The 17608-nt window shown below is 59.5% G+C and carries 15 protein-coding genes; 6 read left to right on the top strand and 9 right to left on the bottom strand.

Features of this window, described 5'->3' with window-relative positions:
- Positions 1–86 precede the first annotated feature (86 nt).
- The 7 genes from ACP7AJ_RS16790 to ACP7AJ_RS16760 form a co-directional block, all read right to left on the bottom strand.
- Positions 87–977, bottom strand: a complete 891-nt coding sequence (locus ACP7AJ_RS16790) for an SDR family oxidoreductase (protein WP_426061345.1) — start codon at positions 975–977, stop codon at positions 87–89.
- The gene (locus ACP7AJ_RS16785) at positions 967–2331 is read right to left on the bottom strand and encodes a glycoside hydrolase (RefSeq protein ID WP_426061344.1); all 1365 of its coding nucleotides are present in this window, start codon (positions 2329–2331) and stop codon (positions 967–969) included. The genes ACP7AJ_RS16790 and ACP7AJ_RS16785 overlap by 11 nt, the downstream gene beginning before the upstream one ends.
- A 122-nt stretch (positions 2332–2453) precedes the next feature.
- Positions 2454–3632, bottom strand: a complete 1179-nt coding sequence (glf, locus tag ACP7AJ_RS16780; protein ID WP_426061343.1) for a UDP-galactopyranose mutase — start codon at positions 3630–3632, stop codon at positions 2454–2456.
- Positions 3633–3679: 47 nt separating this feature from the next.
- Positions 3680–4975, bottom strand: coding sequence for a glycosyltransferase family 1 protein (locus ACP7AJ_RS16775; RefSeq protein WP_426061342.1), 1296 nt, complete (start codon positions 4973–4975; stop codon positions 3680–3682).
- A gap of 193 nt (positions 4976–5168) precedes the next feature.
- On the bottom strand, positions 5169–5684 hold the full coding sequence (locus tag ACP7AJ_RS16770; protein WP_426061341.1) for a GNAT family N-acetyltransferase: 516 nt from the start codon (positions 5682–5684) through the stop codon (positions 5169–5171).
- Between the two features lie 52 nt (positions 5685–5736).
- On the bottom strand, positions 5737–6537 hold the full coding sequence (dapF, locus tag ACP7AJ_RS16765; protein WP_426061340.1) for a diaminopimelate epimerase: 801 nt from the start codon (positions 6535–6537) through the stop codon (positions 5737–5739).
- Between the two features lie 157 nt (positions 6538–6694).
- Entirely contained in the window at positions 6695–8521 is a 1827-nt protein-coding gene (locus tag ACP7AJ_RS16760) for a peptidoglycan D,D-transpeptidase FtsI family protein (protein ID WP_426061339.1), read from the bottom strand.
- Between the two features lie 513 nt (positions 8522–9034).
- Between ACP7AJ_RS16760 and ACP7AJ_RS16755 the strand changes: the two genes are divergently transcribed.
- The 4 genes from ACP7AJ_RS16755 (at position 9035) to ACP7AJ_RS16740 (ending at position 12819) form a co-directional block, all read left to right on the top strand.
- Positions 9035–9919, top strand: a complete 885-nt coding sequence (locus tag ACP7AJ_RS16755) for a class I SAM-dependent methyltransferase (RefSeq protein WP_426061338.1) — start codon at positions 9035–9037, stop codon at positions 9917–9919.
- Between the two features lie 74 nt (positions 9920–9993).
- On the top strand, positions 9994–10947 hold the full coding sequence (locus ACP7AJ_RS16750) for a phosphatase (protein WP_426061337.1): 954 nt from the start codon (positions 9994–9996) through the stop codon (positions 10945–10947).
- Between the two features lie 9 nt (positions 10948–10956).
- Positions 10957–12018 carry an Ldh family oxidoreductase gene (locus ACP7AJ_RS16745; RefSeq protein WP_426061336.1) on the top strand — a complete coding sequence of 354 codons (1062 nt, stop codon included), beginning with the start codon at positions 10957–10959 and terminating at the stop codon, positions 12016–12018.
- A 114-nt stretch (positions 12019–12132) separates the two neighbouring features.
- Positions 12133–12819: a T9SS type A sorting domain-containing protein gene (locus ACP7AJ_RS16740; RefSeq protein WP_426061335.1), complete on the top strand. Its 687-nt coding sequence runs from the start codon at positions 12133–12135 to the stop codon at positions 12817–12819.
- 85 nt (positions 12820–12904) lie between these two features.
- On the opposite strand, the gene ACP7AJ_RS16735 is transcribed toward ACP7AJ_RS16740, so the two are convergent.
- Positions 12905–13762, bottom strand: a complete 858-nt coding sequence (locus ACP7AJ_RS16735; protein ID WP_426061334.1) for a murein L,D-transpeptidase catalytic domain family protein — start codon at positions 13760–13762, stop codon at positions 12905–12907.
- A 175-nt stretch (positions 13763–13937) separates the two neighbouring features.
- A complete protein-coding gene (locus ACP7AJ_RS16730) occupies positions 13938–14687 on the bottom strand; it encodes a murein L,D-transpeptidase catalytic domain family protein (RefSeq protein WP_426061333.1) in 750 nt (249 codons plus the stop codon).
- 476 nt (positions 14688–15163) lie between these two features.
- Here ACP7AJ_RS16730 and ACP7AJ_RS16725 point away from each other — a divergent pair, with 476 nt between their 5' ends.
- Together ACP7AJ_RS16725 and ACP7AJ_RS16720 are read left to right on the top strand one after the other, a co-directional pair.
- Positions 15164–17041 carry an alpha-amylase family glycosyl hydrolase gene (locus ACP7AJ_RS16725; protein ID WP_426061332.1) on the top strand — a complete coding sequence of 626 codons (1878 nt, stop codon included), beginning with the start codon at positions 15164–15166 and terminating at the stop codon, positions 17039–17041.
- Complete coding sequence (locus tag ACP7AJ_RS16720; protein WP_426061331.1) at positions 17035–17520, top strand: T9SS type A sorting domain-containing protein; 486 nt, start codon at positions 17035–17037, stop codon at positions 17518–17520. Before ACP7AJ_RS16725 ends, ACP7AJ_RS16720 begins: the two co-directional genes overlap by 7 nt.
- Positions 17521–17608 lie beyond the last annotated feature (88 nt).

The raw sequence follows: 17608 nt of genomic DNA, 5'->3' as shown, positions 1-17608 counted from the left end.
GGAACAATGGCCTGCCCAAGCGTCCTGCGTGGGGCAAGCTTAAATTCATGCTTTTATATGCAATACGAGCGCATTCGGGGTTTTGGCTAAATTGGTACTGGTACTGTGGCGATGCCCAGCTCAGCAAGACACCGCTCCAAGGCATCGTCAATACTGGGCTGTATCATTCCTTTTTCGCTCGTTAGCACGCTTTGGCGGGGCCGGGCGGCGGCCAAACCAAGCTCGGCTGCCGGGCGTGGAATTATGAATTCTTCGGAGAGTCCTGCCATGCGGGCGGCCAGCCGAGCCAGTTCCGCCCAGGTGCAGCCGCTGGGGCAGGCCAAGTGCCAGATGCCATCGGCCTCGTCGAGGAGCAGGTCCAAGGCAGCATTGACTAAATCGGGCACGTAACTAGGCGAGATGCGGATGTCATCGGCTGCTTCGAAGGGCTGGTTGTTGCGGCCAGCTTCCAGGGCAAAGTGAACAAAGTTGTACTTATCCCAAGCACTGAAAAAAGCACTGGTGCGAATGACCAGCGCCGCCGGATAGGCTGCCAGCACGGCTTGCTCGCCAGCCAGCTTGCTACGGCCATACACGTTCAGCGGGTTGGGCGCCGACGACTCGGTGTAGGCTCCCTCCTGCTCGCCATCGAATACCAAATCAGAGGAAAAAGTGAGAAAAGGCAAGTCGCACTCGGCGCAGGCCGCCGCGAGCACAGCCGGGCCCGTGGCATTCTCGCGAAAGCACCGTTCCTCGTCCGTTTCCGCGTCGTCGACGCGCACGTAGCCGGCGGCGTTCACCACGGCCCAAGGGCGGTATTTGCCAAGGGCTTTGGCTACGGATTCCGGGTCGGCAATGTCCATGTCGGCCCGGCTCAGGGCTACGGCGTGCAGGCCGCGCACGCCGCACAGGCGGCTCAGAGCTTGGCCTAGCGTGCCGTGTGCCCCCGCAATGAGCAGGGGCACCGGCGGGGTTCCGTTATTATGCTTAAGCTGCATGGTCTAGTTTGTGTACTGACGCCTGGGCCTGATTTAGCTGGTTTTCTTCGTACATGCTCTTGGTTTCTGCCAAGTGAGGGCGGTAGAGCACGCGTTGGGGCCGCAGCCACCAGCCCGGGGTTTGCATTACCGGATGGCGGAACCTTTTGCCCTGCGCTAGCGTGCGCACCAGCTTGGCCAGCAGCGTGGGCCGGAGCTGGCCGCTGCGCACGTCAAAGGGCCCAGGCTCGTAGTAGCCCACGTTGCAAGTCAGGAGCTTGTTCCAGTCGTAGCTGCCCAGTATCGACCAGACCGTGACGGCGCACACGTCGGCGCCAAGCTGGCGGGCTTCCTGAGCGGCCTCCCACACGTGGTGCAGCCAGCGTACTTGCTCGTCGCGGGTGCCATTGAGATGCGCTTCGGTCACGGCGATGGGCAGGCGGTAGCGCTGCCAGGTTTGCAGCAGCAGGTTGGCGATGCCCATCGTTTGCACGCCCCCCACGTTGATGGCTTCGGTGTCGGAGTAGGTCAGGCCGTCGTTGACGGTAACGGTGCGCGCGGGGTAGTGCTCCATGGCCTCATCCAGAAACCGCTCGCTGCTGAGGTAATGATTGATGCCCAACACGCTGGGTGGACAAGGGTCGTCGACCCAGCTCTGCAATTCGGCTTCGGTGGCACCGTGCTCCGTGAGGTAGCCCCACAGCGGATGCGCAGCCGTCACGCGGCCGCACAGTAGGTCGAGGCTGAGCCAGCGACGGTGATTTTCAAACTCAGCCCGGGCGCGCAAAGCGGGCGTGCTGTGCGCCTGGCCTAGGTCTTCGGTTTGCACCAGCTTTGCGCGCGGGATGATTTTGCGGATGGCCTGCATAGAAAGCCGGGTGGCTTCGAGTTGGTTGAGCAGGGCCCGCACGAAGGTGCGGTGACAGGTGGTGTGCGGGTACCAGTGCCCGTAGAGGCAGCTGAAGCGGGCGGTGGTCAGCGGCTCATTCACGGGGGTGAAGTGGGTGAGCCAGGGGTAGCGTTCGGCCACTCTGGCCGCGTGCTGGGCCAGGCCGGTGGCAAAGTTGTCTTTGTGAAGAGCCGTGTAAGTTGGCCCGCTGCCGTGGTGCACCAAGCCAATGATGGGGTTGATACCAAGCTCGCGCAGGCGTGGCAGTCGTTCGTCGGGCCAGGTCCAGTCGCAAGTCTCGGGGCTGTCGGGGGCGGTGTGCTCCCAGAGCAGCGGATAACGTAAGGTTTTGATGCCAAGGTCGGCAATGGCATCCAGGTCACTAATTCGCTCCCAGTGTCCGTTACGGGAGAGTTGGTTATAATATCCATCGCCCACCCGGCATTGGCTGCATTCAATGCCGCCCCATATCTCAAGTTGATTCATATGAAGGAATAATAGATAAAAGATTGCCCTGCCAATGCTCAGCTTGGTTCGGACTTAAATCAAACTGCCACCCCGTGCTAGTGCGTGAGGTGGCAGTTTGTAGGTTTTAAGCAGCAGTTTTACTACTCCTGCTTAGGGGAACGGCTCACCAGTTTTTCAACAAGGGACGTGCTGCCCGAGATGGCAGGACGGGCGGGCTTGGCCGCGTTCTCACGTTCGGTGAGCCTCTTGTAAAGCGTCAGGGCCTGGGCCACTACCTGGTCCATGTTGTAATACTTATAGGTTGCCAAGCGGCCTACGAAATGCACATTGGGCGTTTCATCGGCCAGCTTCTTGTACTTGTTGTACAACTCGGCGTTTTCCGGCATCGGAATGGGGTAGTATGGGTCGCCCTCGGCCTGTGGGTACTCGTACACGATGGCCGTTTTCGGGTGCTCCTGGCCAGTGAGGGCCTTAAACTCCGTGATGCGTGTGTAGAGGTTCTCATTGGGGTAGTTCACCACGGGCGCAGCCAAGTGCTTTTCCTTGCTCAGGGTCTCGTGCTTAAACTCGAGCGAGCGATAGGGCAGCTTACCAAACTTAAAGTCGAAATACTCGTCGACCGGGCCGGTGAAAATCATCTCCTTGAAGGGAATGAAGTCCATCACCTCATGGTAGTCGGTGTTAAGCATCACCTTGATGTTCGGATGGTCGAGCATCTTCTCAAACATCCGAGTGTAGCCGTGCAGGGGCATGGCTTGGTAGGTATCGGTGAAGTAGCGGTCGTCGCGGTTGGTACGAGTGGGCACTCGGCTGGTCACTGACTTGTCGAGCTGCGAGGGGTCGAGGCCCCATTGCTTGTTGGTGTAGTTCTTAAAGAACTTGTTGTACAGTTCGCGGCCTACTTTGCTCACCACTACGTCTTCCGACGTTTTAATGACGTCCACTTTTTCGGCCATCGACTCGAAGAACTGCTCCACCTCGAAGCTGGTCAAGTTCAAGCCATACAGCTTGTTAATGGTGTCGAGGTTAATGGGCATGGGCACCATTTGGCCATCTACCGAGGCTAGTACGCGGTGCTCGTAGGGGCGCCAGTCGGTGAAGTTGCCGAGATAATCAAAGACATCCTTCGAATTGGTATGGAAGATGTGCGGGCCATACTTGTGCACCAGAATGCCTTCTTCATTATAATGGTCGTAAGCATTGCCAGCAATGTGGTTGCGCTTATCGATAATGAGGACCTTCTTATTGCTGCGGGTGGCCAGCCGCTCGGCTAGCACGCTGCCGGCAAAACCGGCCCCAACGATGAGGTAATCGAACATGGTGCGAGGAGTATGGAATGTAGAAGGGACTGACTAAATAAGTTGGGCTAAATGCGCGGAGCCGAAGCCGCGGAGTTTCCGTCCGAAGCGCTGTCGGCTAGTTGGTTGCCTGCGGCGGTGGCCGCATCGGGATTTTTCGCAGCGAGACGCTGCTGCATCAGGTCGACCATGCCCTGCCAGGTTTGGTCCCAGGAGATGGTGGCCAGGTAGTCGTCGGTGCGCCGCCGCCAATCGGCGTCGTCGCGCTGGGTAAGGGCCTTTTCGATGGCCACGCCGAAATCAGTGGCGTTGTCCGCAATCTGCACAAGGTTCAGGTCGCCGTAGGGGCGCACCACATCGCGAATTGGTGTGCTCACTACGGGGTTGCCGGCCGCCAGATATTCCGGGGTTTTGGTCGGCGAAATGAATTTAGTGCTTTCGTTATCTGCGAATAGTAATGTTGCTACTTCCCAACCCTTCAAATAGGCTGGGAGTTCCTTGTAGTCCTTACCGCCGAGGTAATGCACGTTGGCGGTGCGGGGCAAAATAGCGGGGTCAATCTTGACCACGGGTCCGATAATGACAAATTGCCATTCGGGATGATTTTGGGACAATTCGCGCAGCAGTTCGATGTCGAGCCGCTCATCTACCACTCCAAAGAAGCCAACGCGCGGGTGCGCAATGGCGGCCTGGTCAGCGGGCTCGGCCAGCGGGCCCCGGGCCTGGCCGAAGTGGGCCTTGTCGATGCTGCTGGGGAAGGCATGCGCGTCAGAATGCTGCTCGCGCTTGGCTTCGTACAGCGTTTGGCCGCCCGTGAACACGAGGTCGGCCTTCTGGAACAACTCCTGTTCGCGCTTCTTCAACTCGGGGTGGGCAAACTTGAAGTTGGCCAGCTCATCCATGCAGTCGTACACGGTGAGCACCGGGGTGAAATGTCGCGACTTGCCTATCGCCATGGGCGTATAGTACCAGGAAACGTATTTCGTAATGTGTTGCTCCGTAAAGTATTCGCTTAAGACTTCAGATTGAACCTGCTCGCTGGCGGTCTCATCGTCGCGCAAGCGCTGGGGCAGGTGCACCACCACCACTTTCACGCCGTTGTCCCGGTCTTTTATTTCGACGTGTGGCTCAATTAGGTTGTCGTTGTGATAAAAGGCATCCTCGACATAAAAAACGCGCCCGTGCTCGGCGAAGCGTGAAAACAAATGCTGGGGGCGCTGCCATACAAAGTCCCAGTGCAAATGCGCAAAGCAAACCAGGTCTGGCAAGGTATATGCGGTAGAATTTTCGGCAGCTGATGCGCTGGGCCGGGCAGCGGTGGAGGAGGCACGCAGGGGTGCTTCCGCCGTCGACGATGGTGGCATGGAAATCAACAAGAAGATTAGATTTCGCGCCGCGCCGGAATAGCAACGAGTATAGATGTCCGGGGCGCTTGCCACCCTATACGGTCCCGTAGTGGCGAAGGATATGGTTGAGCTTAGTTTGCGAATGTGCCACGCTTTAAATCTATATATGCTAAGTATAAATAATGTTTATGCGGCTAAAAGCGTAAATAAGCTATAGCAGGCACTGCCATTCAACGGCATCTTCCCACCCGTTGGCGGTGCGCAGCCACTGGTGGCGCGTGCCCACGCGCCGGAACCCAGCGGCCCGGAACAGCCTCAAACTAGGGCTATTACCGGCGCCCACCGTGGCATACAATTGATGCAGACGCAGCACTTGGCGAGCATGAACTTTGAGCAGTTCCAGCGCTTGCCGGGCGTAGCCGTGGCGCCGTTGGCTGGCCAAAATTGTGACGCCAATTCCGGCCCGCTGGTGCAACGGGTCGTACTCAAACAGGTCGACCACGCCAATTGGCGTGCTACTAATTTCAGTAATAACCACGAGCCTTGATTGTCTAACTACGTAGAAGTCGGCAGTAGCGTGCGTCAAATACTCACGCAGTGCGTGTTTGGACACCGGACCCATAGTATCCGATACGCCCCAGATGTCCGGGTCGTTCTCTAAAGAGAATAGGAAATCAAGGTCTTCGGGCTCGAGGGCACGAAGGCAAATGCTAGCTTTCAGGAACATAGGTGCAATTGTAACTCCTGCTGGCCGAACCTCACCCCTACCGGGCCTGGCTCTATTCCAGCACCCCGCTGAACACGCGCACCGCCGGCCCGCTCAGCCACACGTTGGTAAAACCGCCATCGGACTGCTTGTCGAAGGACACCTCCAATTCGCCGCCGGGTGTGCGCAAGCGCACCGGAGATTGCGCGCCACGGCCGCTGGCCGCCAGTGCCACCGCCGTTACGCCAGTGCCGCAGCTCAGGGTTTCGTCTTCCACGCCGCGCTCGTAGGTGCGCACGGGCCAGGGCTGGCTGGGGTCGGCGGGCACTTCCACAAAGTTGACGTTGGTGCCGGCGGGGTCGTAGGCCTGGTCGTAGCGGATGTCGTGACCAGCGGCAAATACGTTGAAGTCGGCCAGCTTGGGTGACTCTGTGGGGTCGAGGAAATGCACGTGGTGGGGCGAGCCGGTGTGCAGAAAAACGTCGTCCTCTCCTACTTCAGCATCCTGGGCCGGGGCCACGTCAATCATTTTCAAGCGCACGGTGCCGTCGTCTTCCACTTTAGCATCGTGCGAGCCGTCGATGGCCAGGAAATGGGCGCTGTCTTCGATAATGCCGAGGTACTTGGCGAAAGCCACAAGGCAGCGGCCGCCGTTGCCGCACATAGAGCTGGGGCGACCGTCGGCGTTGAAGTACACCATTTCAAAATCGTAGCCCGTGAGGTCGCGGAGCAGCATCAACCCATCGGCCCCGATGCCGAAGCGGCGGTTGCAGAGGCGGGCAATGTAGGCGTGGTCGGTTTCATCGAACAGCATGGCCCGGTCGTCGATGATAACGAAGTCGTTGCCGGTGCCTTGGTATTTATGGAAAGTCATGTGGGATAAACTACTATATTTTGCTCTGGTTGTCCGCGGATGTGCTTACCAGCTGCAACCACAAAGATTGTTCTGCATAACCACCCTGTGCGGGACAATCTTTCTTTTTACAGAAGAATATTTTCATTATCTGGGCTGCGCGCACCTTTGGCCCAACTTATCGATGTTCGCGTTGGTAGCGGTAGGTGCGGTGTTGCATGCGCTGCTCCTTTCGCTTGCGGCTGGGAGCAATGCTGCCCCGCAGGTATTTTTCAATAACCAATGCCGCGACTGGTGCGGCAGCCGTGGCTCCGAAGCCCGCGTTTTCGAGGTACACCGCTACCGCAATTCGGGGGTTTTCGGCTGGGGCGAACCCTACGAAGGTGGCGTGGTCGTCGCCCTCGTCGTTTTGCACGGTACCCGTTTTGCCGGCGATGGTGATGCCTACGTTGGCCAAGCTAGAGGTTTCGGCGGTGCCCCCGCGCTGCATCACGGCTATCATGCCGGGCACTAGTGCTTCAAAGTGCACGCTGTCGATGAGGGTATAGTGCTTTTCGGTGAAGCGGGGCAACGGACCGCTGGTGCCCACGCTCCGCACAAAATGCGGGGTATAGTACCAGCCCCGATTGGCGATGATGGCCATCATGTTGGCCATTTGCATGCCGGTGAGGTTGATTTCGCCCTGGCCTACGCTCAGGGAATAGATGGAGCGATATTTCCAGTTGCGGGTGCGCCGCCTCTGGTCGTAGTAGGCCGGCGTGGGCAGGAAGCCCGCTTGTTCGCGGGGCACATCGACGCCGAGCAGCGTATCGAGTCCAAACGACTTGGCGTAGCGCTGCCAAGCAGCCAGGTTGGCGTGGCGGGCCTCCACGGCATCCGCCGCCAAGCTGTCGGGCACGTGCTCAATGAGATTGCGCATTACCTGGTAGAAGTAAGGGTTGCAGCTGTACTGCAGGGCGATGGTCAAGTTTCGGCCAGGCGGGTGGCGGTGCACGCAGTTGATGAGCGACTGGTCGCAGCGAAACGAAGTAGTAGGCTGAATGGCCCCCAGTTGCAGGGCCACCGCCGCATTCACCAGCTTAAATACCGAGCCGGGCGGGTTGGCCAGGGTAGCAGGGCGGTTGAGCAGGGGCATATCCTCACTATACAATAGCTTTTGGCGGGCGCCAGCGCGGTCAGGCGCGGTTAGGGTGCTAGGCGCGAAGGTGGGAGCCGATACGGCGCACAGCACCTCGCCCGTGCGCGGGTCTAGCGCCACGAGGTAGCCCTTGCGGCCGCCGAGCAGGCTTTCAACATAGGCCTGCAGCTTGGTATCGAGGCTCAGGTGGAGGTCTTGGCCCTGCTGAAACGCGGTATCGGGGGCCCACGTGCCGTGCTCTTGGCCCGTGGTGTCGACGAGGGGGTGCCGGGCGCCGCGGCGGCCGTTGAGCAGACCGTTGTAGTAGGTTTCGACGCCGCCGTTGCGCAGGCGGTAGAACCGGCCACGCCGGTAGCGTTGGGCCGAGCTCAGAAAGGGCTGCGCCTGGTCGGCGGAGTAGCCCAGTATGCTGGCCGCCGAACCGGTGGTGTAGGTTCGCAAGGTTTGTTGCGTTAGCGTTAACATGGGCCACTCGCGCTGGCGCTTGCGAATTTTTTCAGCCTCGCCGTTGGTAAGCAGCAGCTTAACCCCTCCTTTGGGGCGGGCACCCTCGTAGGGCAGGGCAGCGGCAATGCGGTGCCACAAGGTGCTGTCGCGCCAGCCAAGCAGGCGGCTTAGGCCCATAGAGTCGAGCGGCGGGCGGGCGGGCAGCGTGAGCAAGTACACGGACCGCGTGGCCACCAGCACCGAGTCGTTGCGGTCGAGTACCCGGCCCCGGCGGGGGGCTTCCGTTACTTCGCGGCGCGGGATGAGGGGCCCCACAGTTGTATCCTGGACGACCACCTCGTGCTGTTGTGCCGGCGATGAGCAGGCCGTCATCATCAGCAGCAACGAGAAGAAGTGAGCTTTCCAGGTAGCAAGGGCCATAAGCAGTCAATAAGGCTAGGCGGTGTCCGGCGGGTTGGCCAGTTGTTTTCGATAAACGAGACTGATGGTCATTCGGATGAATTGGATATCAGAAAGTTCGTTTTCGATTGCCAGGTAAAAATTAAGCCAACTTGCAGCTATGGGCCCTGCGGCACGATGTCAATAGCCACTGCACCTAACTATTATGGCTGCAATGATGGCCACGGCCAGCAGCGAGCCCAGGCGCAGGGCAAAAAACACCCAAGCTGGTAATTCAGGGTCTTTACGGATTTTGAACATCTCCATTTGTACGGCAAGAGACTGATAATGGGTATTCTCACATTTAAACGTCGAACGCCTGGCAGATTTGGTCGAGAAGACGAGTGCTTTTCAGGAATCATAAAAGGGTAAGAAAGCAATGGGCATGAGTAACTATACTTTTCTGCCTGCCACGCCAACTTTTCAAAACACTGGGCTGGGGCCCTGCCAAATCGGCCCTCCCTGCCGGGCACGGCCCCTACCTTTGTGCTCTCTATGTACGACTTCCTCACCACTTCGCCCTGGCCCGACTACGAACTCATCGACTGCGGCAACTTCCAGAAACTGGAACGCTTCGGTAAGTACCTCCTGGCCCGGCCCGAACCACAAGCCATTTGGGACCCGCACCTCCCCCTGAAAGAATGGGAAAAAGCCGTTGCTGCCTTCGCCCGTGCCCCCGGCTCGACTGAAAAGGGCCAGTGGCGCCTCAAGCCCGCCATGCCCGAGCAATGGGTCATTGCCTACGAGCGGCCCGACGGCTTGAAGCTGAAGTTTCGGCTGGGTTTGTCGTCGTTTAAGCACGTGGGCCTGTTTCCAGAGCAGGACCCCAACTGGCAGTTCATCTACAACCAGACGCGCCTGCGCCGCGCCCAGCAGCCGCGCGTGCTCAACCTGTTTGCCTACACTGGCGCGGCTACCCTAGCCGCCCGCGCTGCCGGGGCCGACGTCACGCACCTTGATTCGGTGAAGCAAGTCAACTTTTGGGCCCGCGACAACATGGAAGCCAGCCAGCTCGACGGCGTGCGCTGGCTGGTAGAAGACGCCATGAAATACGTGCGCCGCGAAGTGAAGCGCGGCAGCAAGTACCAAGGCCTTATCCTCGACCCGCCCGCCTACGGCCGTGGCCCCAATGGCGAGAAATGGCAGCTGGAAGACGAGCTCAATGAGATGCTCAAGCTAAGCCAGCAGCTGCTCGACCCCGAAGACCATTTCTTCGTGGTGAATCTATATTCGCTCGGCTTCTCGGCGCTGATACTTGATAACCTGACCACGGCCATCTTTCCAGGCCAGAAATCGGTGCGGGAGCTGGGCGAGATTTATTTGCAAGACGCCGGCCAGCGCAAGCTGCCGCTGGGCACGTTCTGCCGGTTTGCCACGTAGCGCGAACTTGTAGTCTGCGACCGAAAGCACTTTTCTTTACTTACAGGACGTGGACTACAAGTCTGCGCTACACCATGCACACCGCCCACGACCATCGCCGCCTCGCCCTCATTGACTTAGGCACCAACACTTTCCACTTGCTCATCGTGGAAATGCCAACCACTCCGGGTGACAAGCCGGTGCCGCTGCTGCGCACGAAAGCCGGCGTGCGCCTCGGCGAGGGCGGCATCAGCAAGGGCATCATTGCCCCCGATGCCTATGCCCGTGCGCTGCACACGCTGGCCGGCTTCAAGGAAGAAATTGAGCTGCACGGCGTGACCGAAATCCGCGCCACGGCCACCAGCGCCATGCGCGTAACCAGCAACGGCCCCGAGCTTGTGCGCGACATCTTCGAGCAAACCGGCATCCGCGTCGAGGTCATCCCCGGCTCGCGCGAGGCCGAGCTTATTTGCGCCGGCATTCGCCAGGCCGTGCCGCTGGGCCAGGAGCCGCATTTGCTCATGGATATCGGCGGCGGCTCCGTAGAATTTATCATTGCCGACGAAGCCACGATTTTCTGGAAGCAAAGCTTTGAAATTGGCGCCCAGCGCCTGCTCGACCAGTTTTTTCCCGAGCCCGAAGGCATCATGCTGGCTGCCACAGTGGCCGCCGAGCAGCAGTACCTGGGCACGGTGCTGGCCCCTCTCATGGCCGCCATCGAGCACTACAAGCCGGTAAGCCTGGTGGGCGCTTCGGGCAGCTTCGACAGCTTGGCCGACATGCAGCTGGGCGAGCTCCGCGCCGAAGCGCAACTGCCGCCGCACACCGAACTGCGGCTGGCCAGCTTCCGGGAAAGCTACACCTCGCTGCTTAGCAGCAACCACGAGCAGCGCGTGGCCCTGCCCGGCATCCTGTCCATGCGGGCCGACATGCTGGTAGTGGCCAGTGTGCTGATTGATTTCGTGCTGGGCATATCCGGCATCAAGCGCATTCGCACGTCTGCCTATGCTTTGAAAGAAGGCCTGCTGGCCGAAATGCTGGCTGCGTAATTTCTTCTCATGACGTTTTCCTACACCCAGCTTTTTTCTTTCACTGAGGCCATCTTCCGCAGCATTGGTTGCCCCGAGGACGATGCCACGCTGGCCACCGAAACGCTACTCTCGGCCGACCTGCGCGGCATCGACTCGCACGGGGTGGCGCGGCTGGTAGGCTACGTCCGCCTCTGGGAAGCCGGCCGCATCAACGCTACGCCGCGCGTGGGCGTGACTTACGAAACCCCCAGCACGGCTGTGGTTGATGGGGACGGTGGCCTAGGCCTGGTAGTGGGCCCCAAAGCCATGCGCGTGGCCATCGAGAAAGCCCAGCAAGTAGGCACCGGCTGGGTTTCGGTCAAAAATTCCAACCACTTCGGCATTGCCGGCTACCACGCCATGCTGGCCCTGGCCCACGACATGATAGGCGTGGCCATGACCAACGCTTCGCCCTTGGTGGCCCCCACCTACTCACTCGACCGCCTGCTCGGCACCAACCCCATTGCCGTGGCCGTGCCCGCTGGCGAGCAGCCCGACTTTGTGGCTGACATGGCCACCACCACCGCCGCCAACGGCAAGCTCGAAATCGCTCAACGCAAAAACCTACCCCTACCCGAAGGCTGGGCCCAAACCGCCGAGGGCCAGGTTTCGACCGATGCCAACGCGGTGAAGAATGGCGGCGCGCTGCTCCCACTGGGCGGCGCCACCGGCTCGCACAAAGGCTATGCACTGGGCAGCATTGTAGACATTTTTTCGGCTGTGCTTTCAGGAGCTAATTATGGACCGTGGGTACCGCCGTTTGTGGCGTTCCTGCAGCCCTCAGCCAACCCGGTGGGCCAGGGCCTGGGGCATTTTTTCGGCGCGATGCGCGTGGATGCTTTCCGGCCCGCCGAGGAGTTCAAGGCGCACATGGACAACTGGATTACCACCTTCCGCAACGCCCATGCCGTGGAGGGCAAAAAAGTGCTGATACCCGGCGACCCGGAGCGGGAAATGGCTGCGCACCGCCTGCTCGGTGGTATTCCGCTGCTGGAAGCCGTGGTGCAGGACCTAGAAGGCGTGGGCAAAAAGTTTGGCGTAAAGCTGTAAACTTGGTTTATGAAACCACTCCTCTACCTGCTGCTGGTGCTCGGGCCGCTGGCCGTGCAGGGGCAAACCGTCCAGTCGATGGGTTTGGGCAATATTGCCGTCAATTAGCGCCCCTTGGCAGCCACGGATTCGCTGGTGATGGATGTAGATGGCAACGCACAACCGGATGTGGTCTTCAAGAGCACTAATGTTCCCAGTGGCGGCCAGGGACAACCATCCACTAGGACTTTCCGGGCTGACGTCAGGACGGGCAGGAGAGCGGAGCGGAAATATGCCATCGACGACAAGGAGTTTGACAGCGTGCACCGGTTTGTAGCGGGCGACCAGATTGGCCCGGGCCTGCGCTGGCGAAATGTCGGCGGTGGTTTTCTCGACTATACAATAACTGGTAATGGCGGCACCGGTGGGCGCGGCTTTTTCCGCTCCAACGCATCGGGCTTTGTTGCTTTCCGCAAGAGCACTGGCGGGCAAATGCGGTACTGGTGGTTTTACATCGAGCCCCGCATTGCCGCTACCGACGCTTGGATAAGCTACTACGCCGGCACCTCCGTGGTGTTAGCCACCCATAGCTCACAGCCAGCCTTTGCCGTACTCCCCTACCCAAACCCCACTATTAGTTGCTGGAAGTTATTGAGCGCCGTCAAATACCAGTTATTTGATGGCTGTGGACGCTTGGTTAGCAGCGTGCCGGACAAGCCAGCTACCCTTATCCAGGCCGAAAGATTGCCCAGCGGCTTATACGCCCTTCCGGTGTATCGCAACGACGGTACGGTAGGGCGGCAGGCGGTAGTAAAGGAATAAGCCCCGCTCATGGCATTCAACAAAAAAAGCTCCTAACCTGCAGAAGGCAGATGAGGAGCTTTTTTTGTTGAATGCCTAAGGAAGCTTAGCTGTTATAGTCAGCAATATTGGTTGATACCAAAGCCGTGGCTGCATCTTCCTGATTCAGGAATTTTGAGTCGTAGCCAGCGTCCGACTTATTAATAAACAAGCAAGTACCGCCGTTCACGGCTTCAATGATTTCGTCTTTCAAGTCCATAGGCAAAGCAGGGCAACCGAGGCTGCGGCCCAGCCGGCCGTTTTGCTTGATGAAGTCTTCGCTGACGTAGTCAGCGCCGTGCATCACCACTGCGCGGGCAGCAGCGTTTGTATTGAACCCCTCGTCGAGGCCCTCAAGGCGCAAGCTACGGCCGTGCTTACCGGTGTACTCGTTGCTTGTGGCGTAGAAGCCCAAGCTGCTCATGTTGCTGGCGTCGGTGTTGGAGAAGTTGGTGGCTTCGTTTTCGCCGGAGTTGTGGCCATGGGCCACCAAGGTGTTGAACTTGGTTTGGTTGGTAGCCAAGTCAAACACCCACAAGCGCTTCTTGGTCGAAGGCAAGTCGAAGTCGACCACGGTTAGCAACTCTTTATTCTCAGCCAAGCGGCCCGCCTCGCGCAAGTTCAGGTAGCCAGTCATGGCCTTGGCGAAGGTTTCGTACTTCAAGCCTTGCTGCTCGGCGCCAAGGGCGTTGTAGGTAGCGCGAAGTTTCTGCTCCAATAATTCTGCGGGCGAGGCAAAAGCATCGGGCGATACAGGCTGGTTGGGCAGGCGCAGTTCGTTGCCCGTGCTACCAGCCATCGACTTGGTTACGGGTGCGGCGAGCGGCGTGGCCAAAAACAACGACGCCAGAAAGGGCAATACGCGACGAGCAATGCGGGTCCGCATCATCTTGCGTTTGCGCTGAATTACGCTGGTCTGGTGCATGTTTACCTGGAGTTAGCTGAGTAATTAAAAAGAACCAAGAGGCTTATAACAGCCCATGATTTCCAACCTTATACGAGGTTATCTATCTGGTGGCTGGTTTTCAAACAGTTCCTTGGGGCAAATGATTCCTTCGGCCTGCTCTGGCTGGTCGAGGCCCGGCACTCGCACCGACCGATTAATCCCAGCCCCGGGCCAAAAAACGCCGCCCGGCGGCCCGCCCATCCAGCCAGCGCGAAGCCAGCCCTGGGCCACTGATGAGCAGCATACTGCCCACCCGCACCGTGGCAATAATCTCCTTGTACTGCTCGGGTGGCAGGGCCGGGCAGCCGCGGCTGTACCCCAGGTGCCCGTGCTGCTGAATGTATTTCGGGCTGGCATAATCCGCGGCGTGCAGCACCACGTACCGGTCGAACGCATTGGTATTTTGCCCTTTGTCGAGGCCCTCGATGCGGCGCGAGTAGCCGTGAACGCCATCGTAGGTGCCGGCCGTGCGGTAGAACCCCAGCGACGTGCAGGCCGACTTTTCCTGGTTGGAAAACCGCGTAGCCCGCAGCTGCCCCGAACCCTCGCCGTGGGCCACCAGGCTGTGATGCAGTACGCGGGCCTTGCGCAGGTCGAGCACCCAGAGGCGTTTGGCGGTATTGGGCAGGTCCATATCGGCCACGGCCAGCAGGCCGGCGCGCTCAATACGGCCGGTGGGGTGCAGCGTGAGGTAGCCCACACAGGCCTGCTCGAGCACCGCGGGGCGCAGGCCGGCGGCGGCAGGGCCCAGAGCAGCGTGCAGGCACCTAATAGCTTGGCGCAGCGTGTCGGGCACCTCGGGCAAAGCCGGCACAGGAGTGAGCACCAGCGAATCGGCGACGGCAGCAACAGGGGGAGGGATGATGTGGCCAGAGACGGTGGTAACCGGCAGGGCATAGGGCATCGCGCTGGGGCTGGAGTGAACTTGGTCGGCACGGAGCTGACAGCTGCTTAGTGCAGCGGTCAGAACGGCTACGTAAACAAAGCAACCCCACGAGAAAGCTTTGGCAATTGAAGTAGCCACGGAAGTTTGGGCATTAGCAAGCATTGCTTGAAAGTACATCTGGATTTGTAACTGGTTCGGTTAGCGAGCCAGAATCGTGGCATTAAATCGACTACGGCAGCTACTCAAATGCTTCGCTGCCACTGCCCACATAAAAAACCATCGCAGAAAGCTTCACATGCTAATTAATATTTATTAAGTATAAATATTAAAATTATATCCCACGTACTAGCTTCCCCAGCATATCTTATAATACTATAAGAATAATTACTTATTACAGGCCATATAACTGCTTTAATACCATTACCCTGCCTTCCCGGGCAGGGTACCGCATCTGCACGAATTTCTTCTTTTTTCACAAACCCCAATTCCCACACATGAAGCACTCTACTCCGTTTTCTTTCTTCCGTCGAAGTACCCGGCACTTACTGCTACTGGCAGTGATGCTGGGCCTGAGCAACCAGGCAGCCCGCGCCCAACAAGTGGTGCTACAAGGCTTCTGGTGGGACTACTGGAATGCTAACTACCCCAACGGGTGGGCCAACTACATTGCCGACTTGGCCCCGCGCCTCAAATCCATGGGCATCGACGCCGTATGGATGCCGCCCACCATCAAGAACGGCAACCAGGGCAACGGCTACTCCCCCTTCGACAACTACGACCTTGGCGATAAATACCAGAAAGGATTTTTGGCCACCCGCGTGGGCAACAAGGACGAGCTGCTGCGCGGCGTAGCCATTCTACATGCCAACGGCATCAATGTGGTGCAGGACATTGTGCTAAACCACAACGACGGGGCCGGCTCTTCTACCGGCGCCGGTGGGCAGGACCCCAACGCCTGGGAAGACTTCACCACCAGCAAATACAAGAACTTCCGCTACGTGAGCTATGCCTCGCCGGCCGTAGACGAAACCGCGGCCAACTACCTGGCCCGCCGCGGCCGCTTCTCCAAAAACTGGCAGAACTTCAACCCCAACCCCGGCAACAACTCCACCAGCGGCGACCTCAACCAGGTATTGTTCGGGCCGGACATCAGCTACTACAACGGCTCCTATGGTCAAAGCTCCAACGCCACCTTCAACCCCACCCAGACGGCGGACTACATGCGCAACGGCAACCGCAACTGGCTGGTGTGGTATAAAAAGCAGATGGGTTTCGACGGCGTGCGCCTCGATGCGGTGAAGCATTTCCTCTATAATATGCAAAGCAACGCCGGCTGGGCCAATGGCAGCGCCACCATGTATGCCGTGGGCGAATGGGTGGGCGGTGCCAGCCAGCTCGACCAGTGGTGCACCGACGTGCAGAACCGCGCCGGCACCTTCGACTTCTCCATGCGCGACGGAATTTATAAACTGGTGAGCAACGGCGGCAGCTTCGACCTGGGCAGCCTGCCCGGCTACCAGCAAGGCCGCCGCGTGGTGCTCATCGACGGCAAGTACGTGCACCGCACGGTGCCTTTTGTGAACAACCACGATACCTTCCGGCCCAAAGTAGACACCAACGGCAACTACATTGGCTGGAACACGGGCGACGAACTGGCCCCGCACATCGACCCGTTTGACCCGCGCCTCTCGGCCGCCTACGCCGCCGCGCTGGCCGTCGACGGCTCGCCCCAGGTATTCTTTGAAGACCTGTTCAACATCGGCAACACCAGCAAGCGCTACTCGCACTCGCCCAAAAGCAGCACCGACCTGCCCGTGCGTTCCGATATCGAAAACTTGATTTGGTGCCACCAGAACCTGAAGTTCAAGCAGGGTGCCTACAAGGTGCGCTGGCAGGCTGCCGACCACCTCGTAATTGAGCGCAGCACCAAGGCCATTATTGGCATCAACGACAACTTCAACACCTGGCAGAACAGCACGGTGAGCTGCGATTTCCCGGCCGGCACGGTGCTCAAGGACTACTCCGGCGCCAACGGCACGGCCACCGTCACGGTGAGCAGCTCGCAAACGGTGGCTATCAACACGCCGCCCTGCAACGGCACCGCCAACAACGGTCGCCGCGGCTACTCGGTGTGGGCCCCTACCAACGCCACCACCGGCTACTCCCTGCCCGGTCGCAACACCACCCAGGAATGGGAGCTGGCCGATGACCTCGGCGACAGCGACAGCCGCTCGCTGCGCCAGGGCGGGCAACTGCCCTCCGGCTCTACGGCGGTGCGCAGGGCGGGCCGCATCTATGTGGCTTCAAGCAAGGTATTTCCTACGTCCTCTACCCCACCGATGCCACCCGCAGCCTCACGGTATCGGTGGTGAACAGTGCTGGCACGGTGGTGAGCACGCTCACCGGCACGGGCACCCTCACGGGTTCCTACACCGCTCCCGCCGAGGGCTGGTTTACCCTGCAGGCCAACAACGCCTCCACCGCCAACCCGGCCCAGCGCTGCTTCATCAGGGCCACTTACATGCCGCCGGCCGTCGTGACTGGCGCCATGACCGGCCGCCGCGAAGCCCAGGTACTCGCCGCCACCCAGGCCGAGTTGGGCAATGAGCTGAGCGTGTACCCCAACCCCACCACGGCCGACCGCATCGACCTGGTGGTGCAGGCCAGCCTGCAGCAGAACGCTACCATTCGCCTGCACGACCTCACTGGCCGCCTGGTGCACGAAGAAACCGTGCGCCTCTACCCCGGCTCCAACGAAGTACGACTCGGCGTGAAGCGGCCCTTAGCCGCCGGCATGTACCAGCTGTCGGTGCCGGAGTTCAAAATCAGCCGCAAGCTGGCACTGCGCTAGTCGGCAAGCCCGACCGGGCTTTTCCGGCTGAAGTTTATTCACAAAAGATGCCCCTCCCAATTATTGGAAGGGGCATCTTTTGTGAATA

This window comes from Hymenobacter sp. B1770 (genome assembly GCF_049896385.1).
Taxonomy (GTDB): Bacteria; Bacteroidota; Bacteroidia; order Cytophagales; family Hymenobacteraceae; genus Hymenobacter.
This window is presented reverse-complemented; position numbering and strand designations above follow the sequence as displayed.

What these genes read in the sequence shown, in the direction of transcription:
- ACP7AJ_RS16790 (WP_426061345.1), bottom strand. Translation starts at nt 977, where the DNA reads ATGCAGCTTAAGCATAATAACGGAACCCCGCCGGTGCCCCTGCTCATT.
- ACP7AJ_RS16785 (WP_426061344.1), bottom strand. Translation starts at nt 2,331, where the DNA reads ATGAATCAACTTGAGATATGGGGCGGCATTGAATGCAGCCAATGCCGG.
- glf (WP_426061343.1), bottom strand. Translation starts at nt 3,632, where the DNA reads ATGTTCGATTACCTCATCGTTGGGGCCGGTTTTGCCGGCAGCGTGCTA.
- ACP7AJ_RS16775 (WP_426061342.1), bottom strand. Translation starts at nt 4,975, where the DNA reads ATGCCACCATCGTCGACGGCGGAAGCACCCCTGCGTGCCTCCTCCACC.
- ACP7AJ_RS16770 (WP_426061341.1), bottom strand. Translation starts at nt 5,684, where the DNA reads ATGTTCCTGAAAGCTAGCATTTGCCTTCGTGCCCTCGAGCCCGAAGAC.
- dapF (WP_426061340.1), bottom strand. Translation starts at nt 6,537, where the DNA reads ATGACTTTCCATAAATACCAAGGCACCGGCAACGACTTCGTTATCATC.
- ACP7AJ_RS16760 (WP_426061339.1), bottom strand. Translation starts at nt 8,521, where the DNA reads ATGGCCCTTGCTACCTGGAAAGCTCACTTCTTCTCGTTGCTGCTGATG.
- ACP7AJ_RS16755 (WP_426061338.1), top strand. Translation starts at nt 9,035, where the DNA reads ATGTACGACTTCCTCACCACTTCGCCCTGGCCCGACTACGAACTCATC.
- ACP7AJ_RS16750 (WP_426061337.1), top strand. Translation starts at nt 9,994, where the DNA reads ATGCACACCGCCCACGACCATCGCCGCCTCGCCCTCATTGACTTAGGC.
- ACP7AJ_RS16745 (WP_426061336.1), top strand. Translation starts at nt 10,957, where the DNA reads ATGACGTTTTCCTACACCCAGCTTTTTTCTTTCACTGAGGCCATCTTC.
- ACP7AJ_RS16735 (WP_426061334.1), bottom strand. Translation starts at nt 13,762, where the DNA reads ATGCACCAGACCAGCGTAATTCAGCGCAAACGCAAGATGATGCGGACC.
- ACP7AJ_RS16730 (WP_426061333.1), bottom strand. Translation starts at nt 14,687, where the DNA reads ATGCCCTATGCCCTGCCGGTTACCACCGTCTCTGGCCACATCATCCCT.
- ACP7AJ_RS16725 (WP_426061332.1), top strand. Translation starts at nt 15,164, where the DNA reads ATGAAGCACTCTACTCCGTTTTCTTTCTTCCGTCGAAGTACCCGGCAC.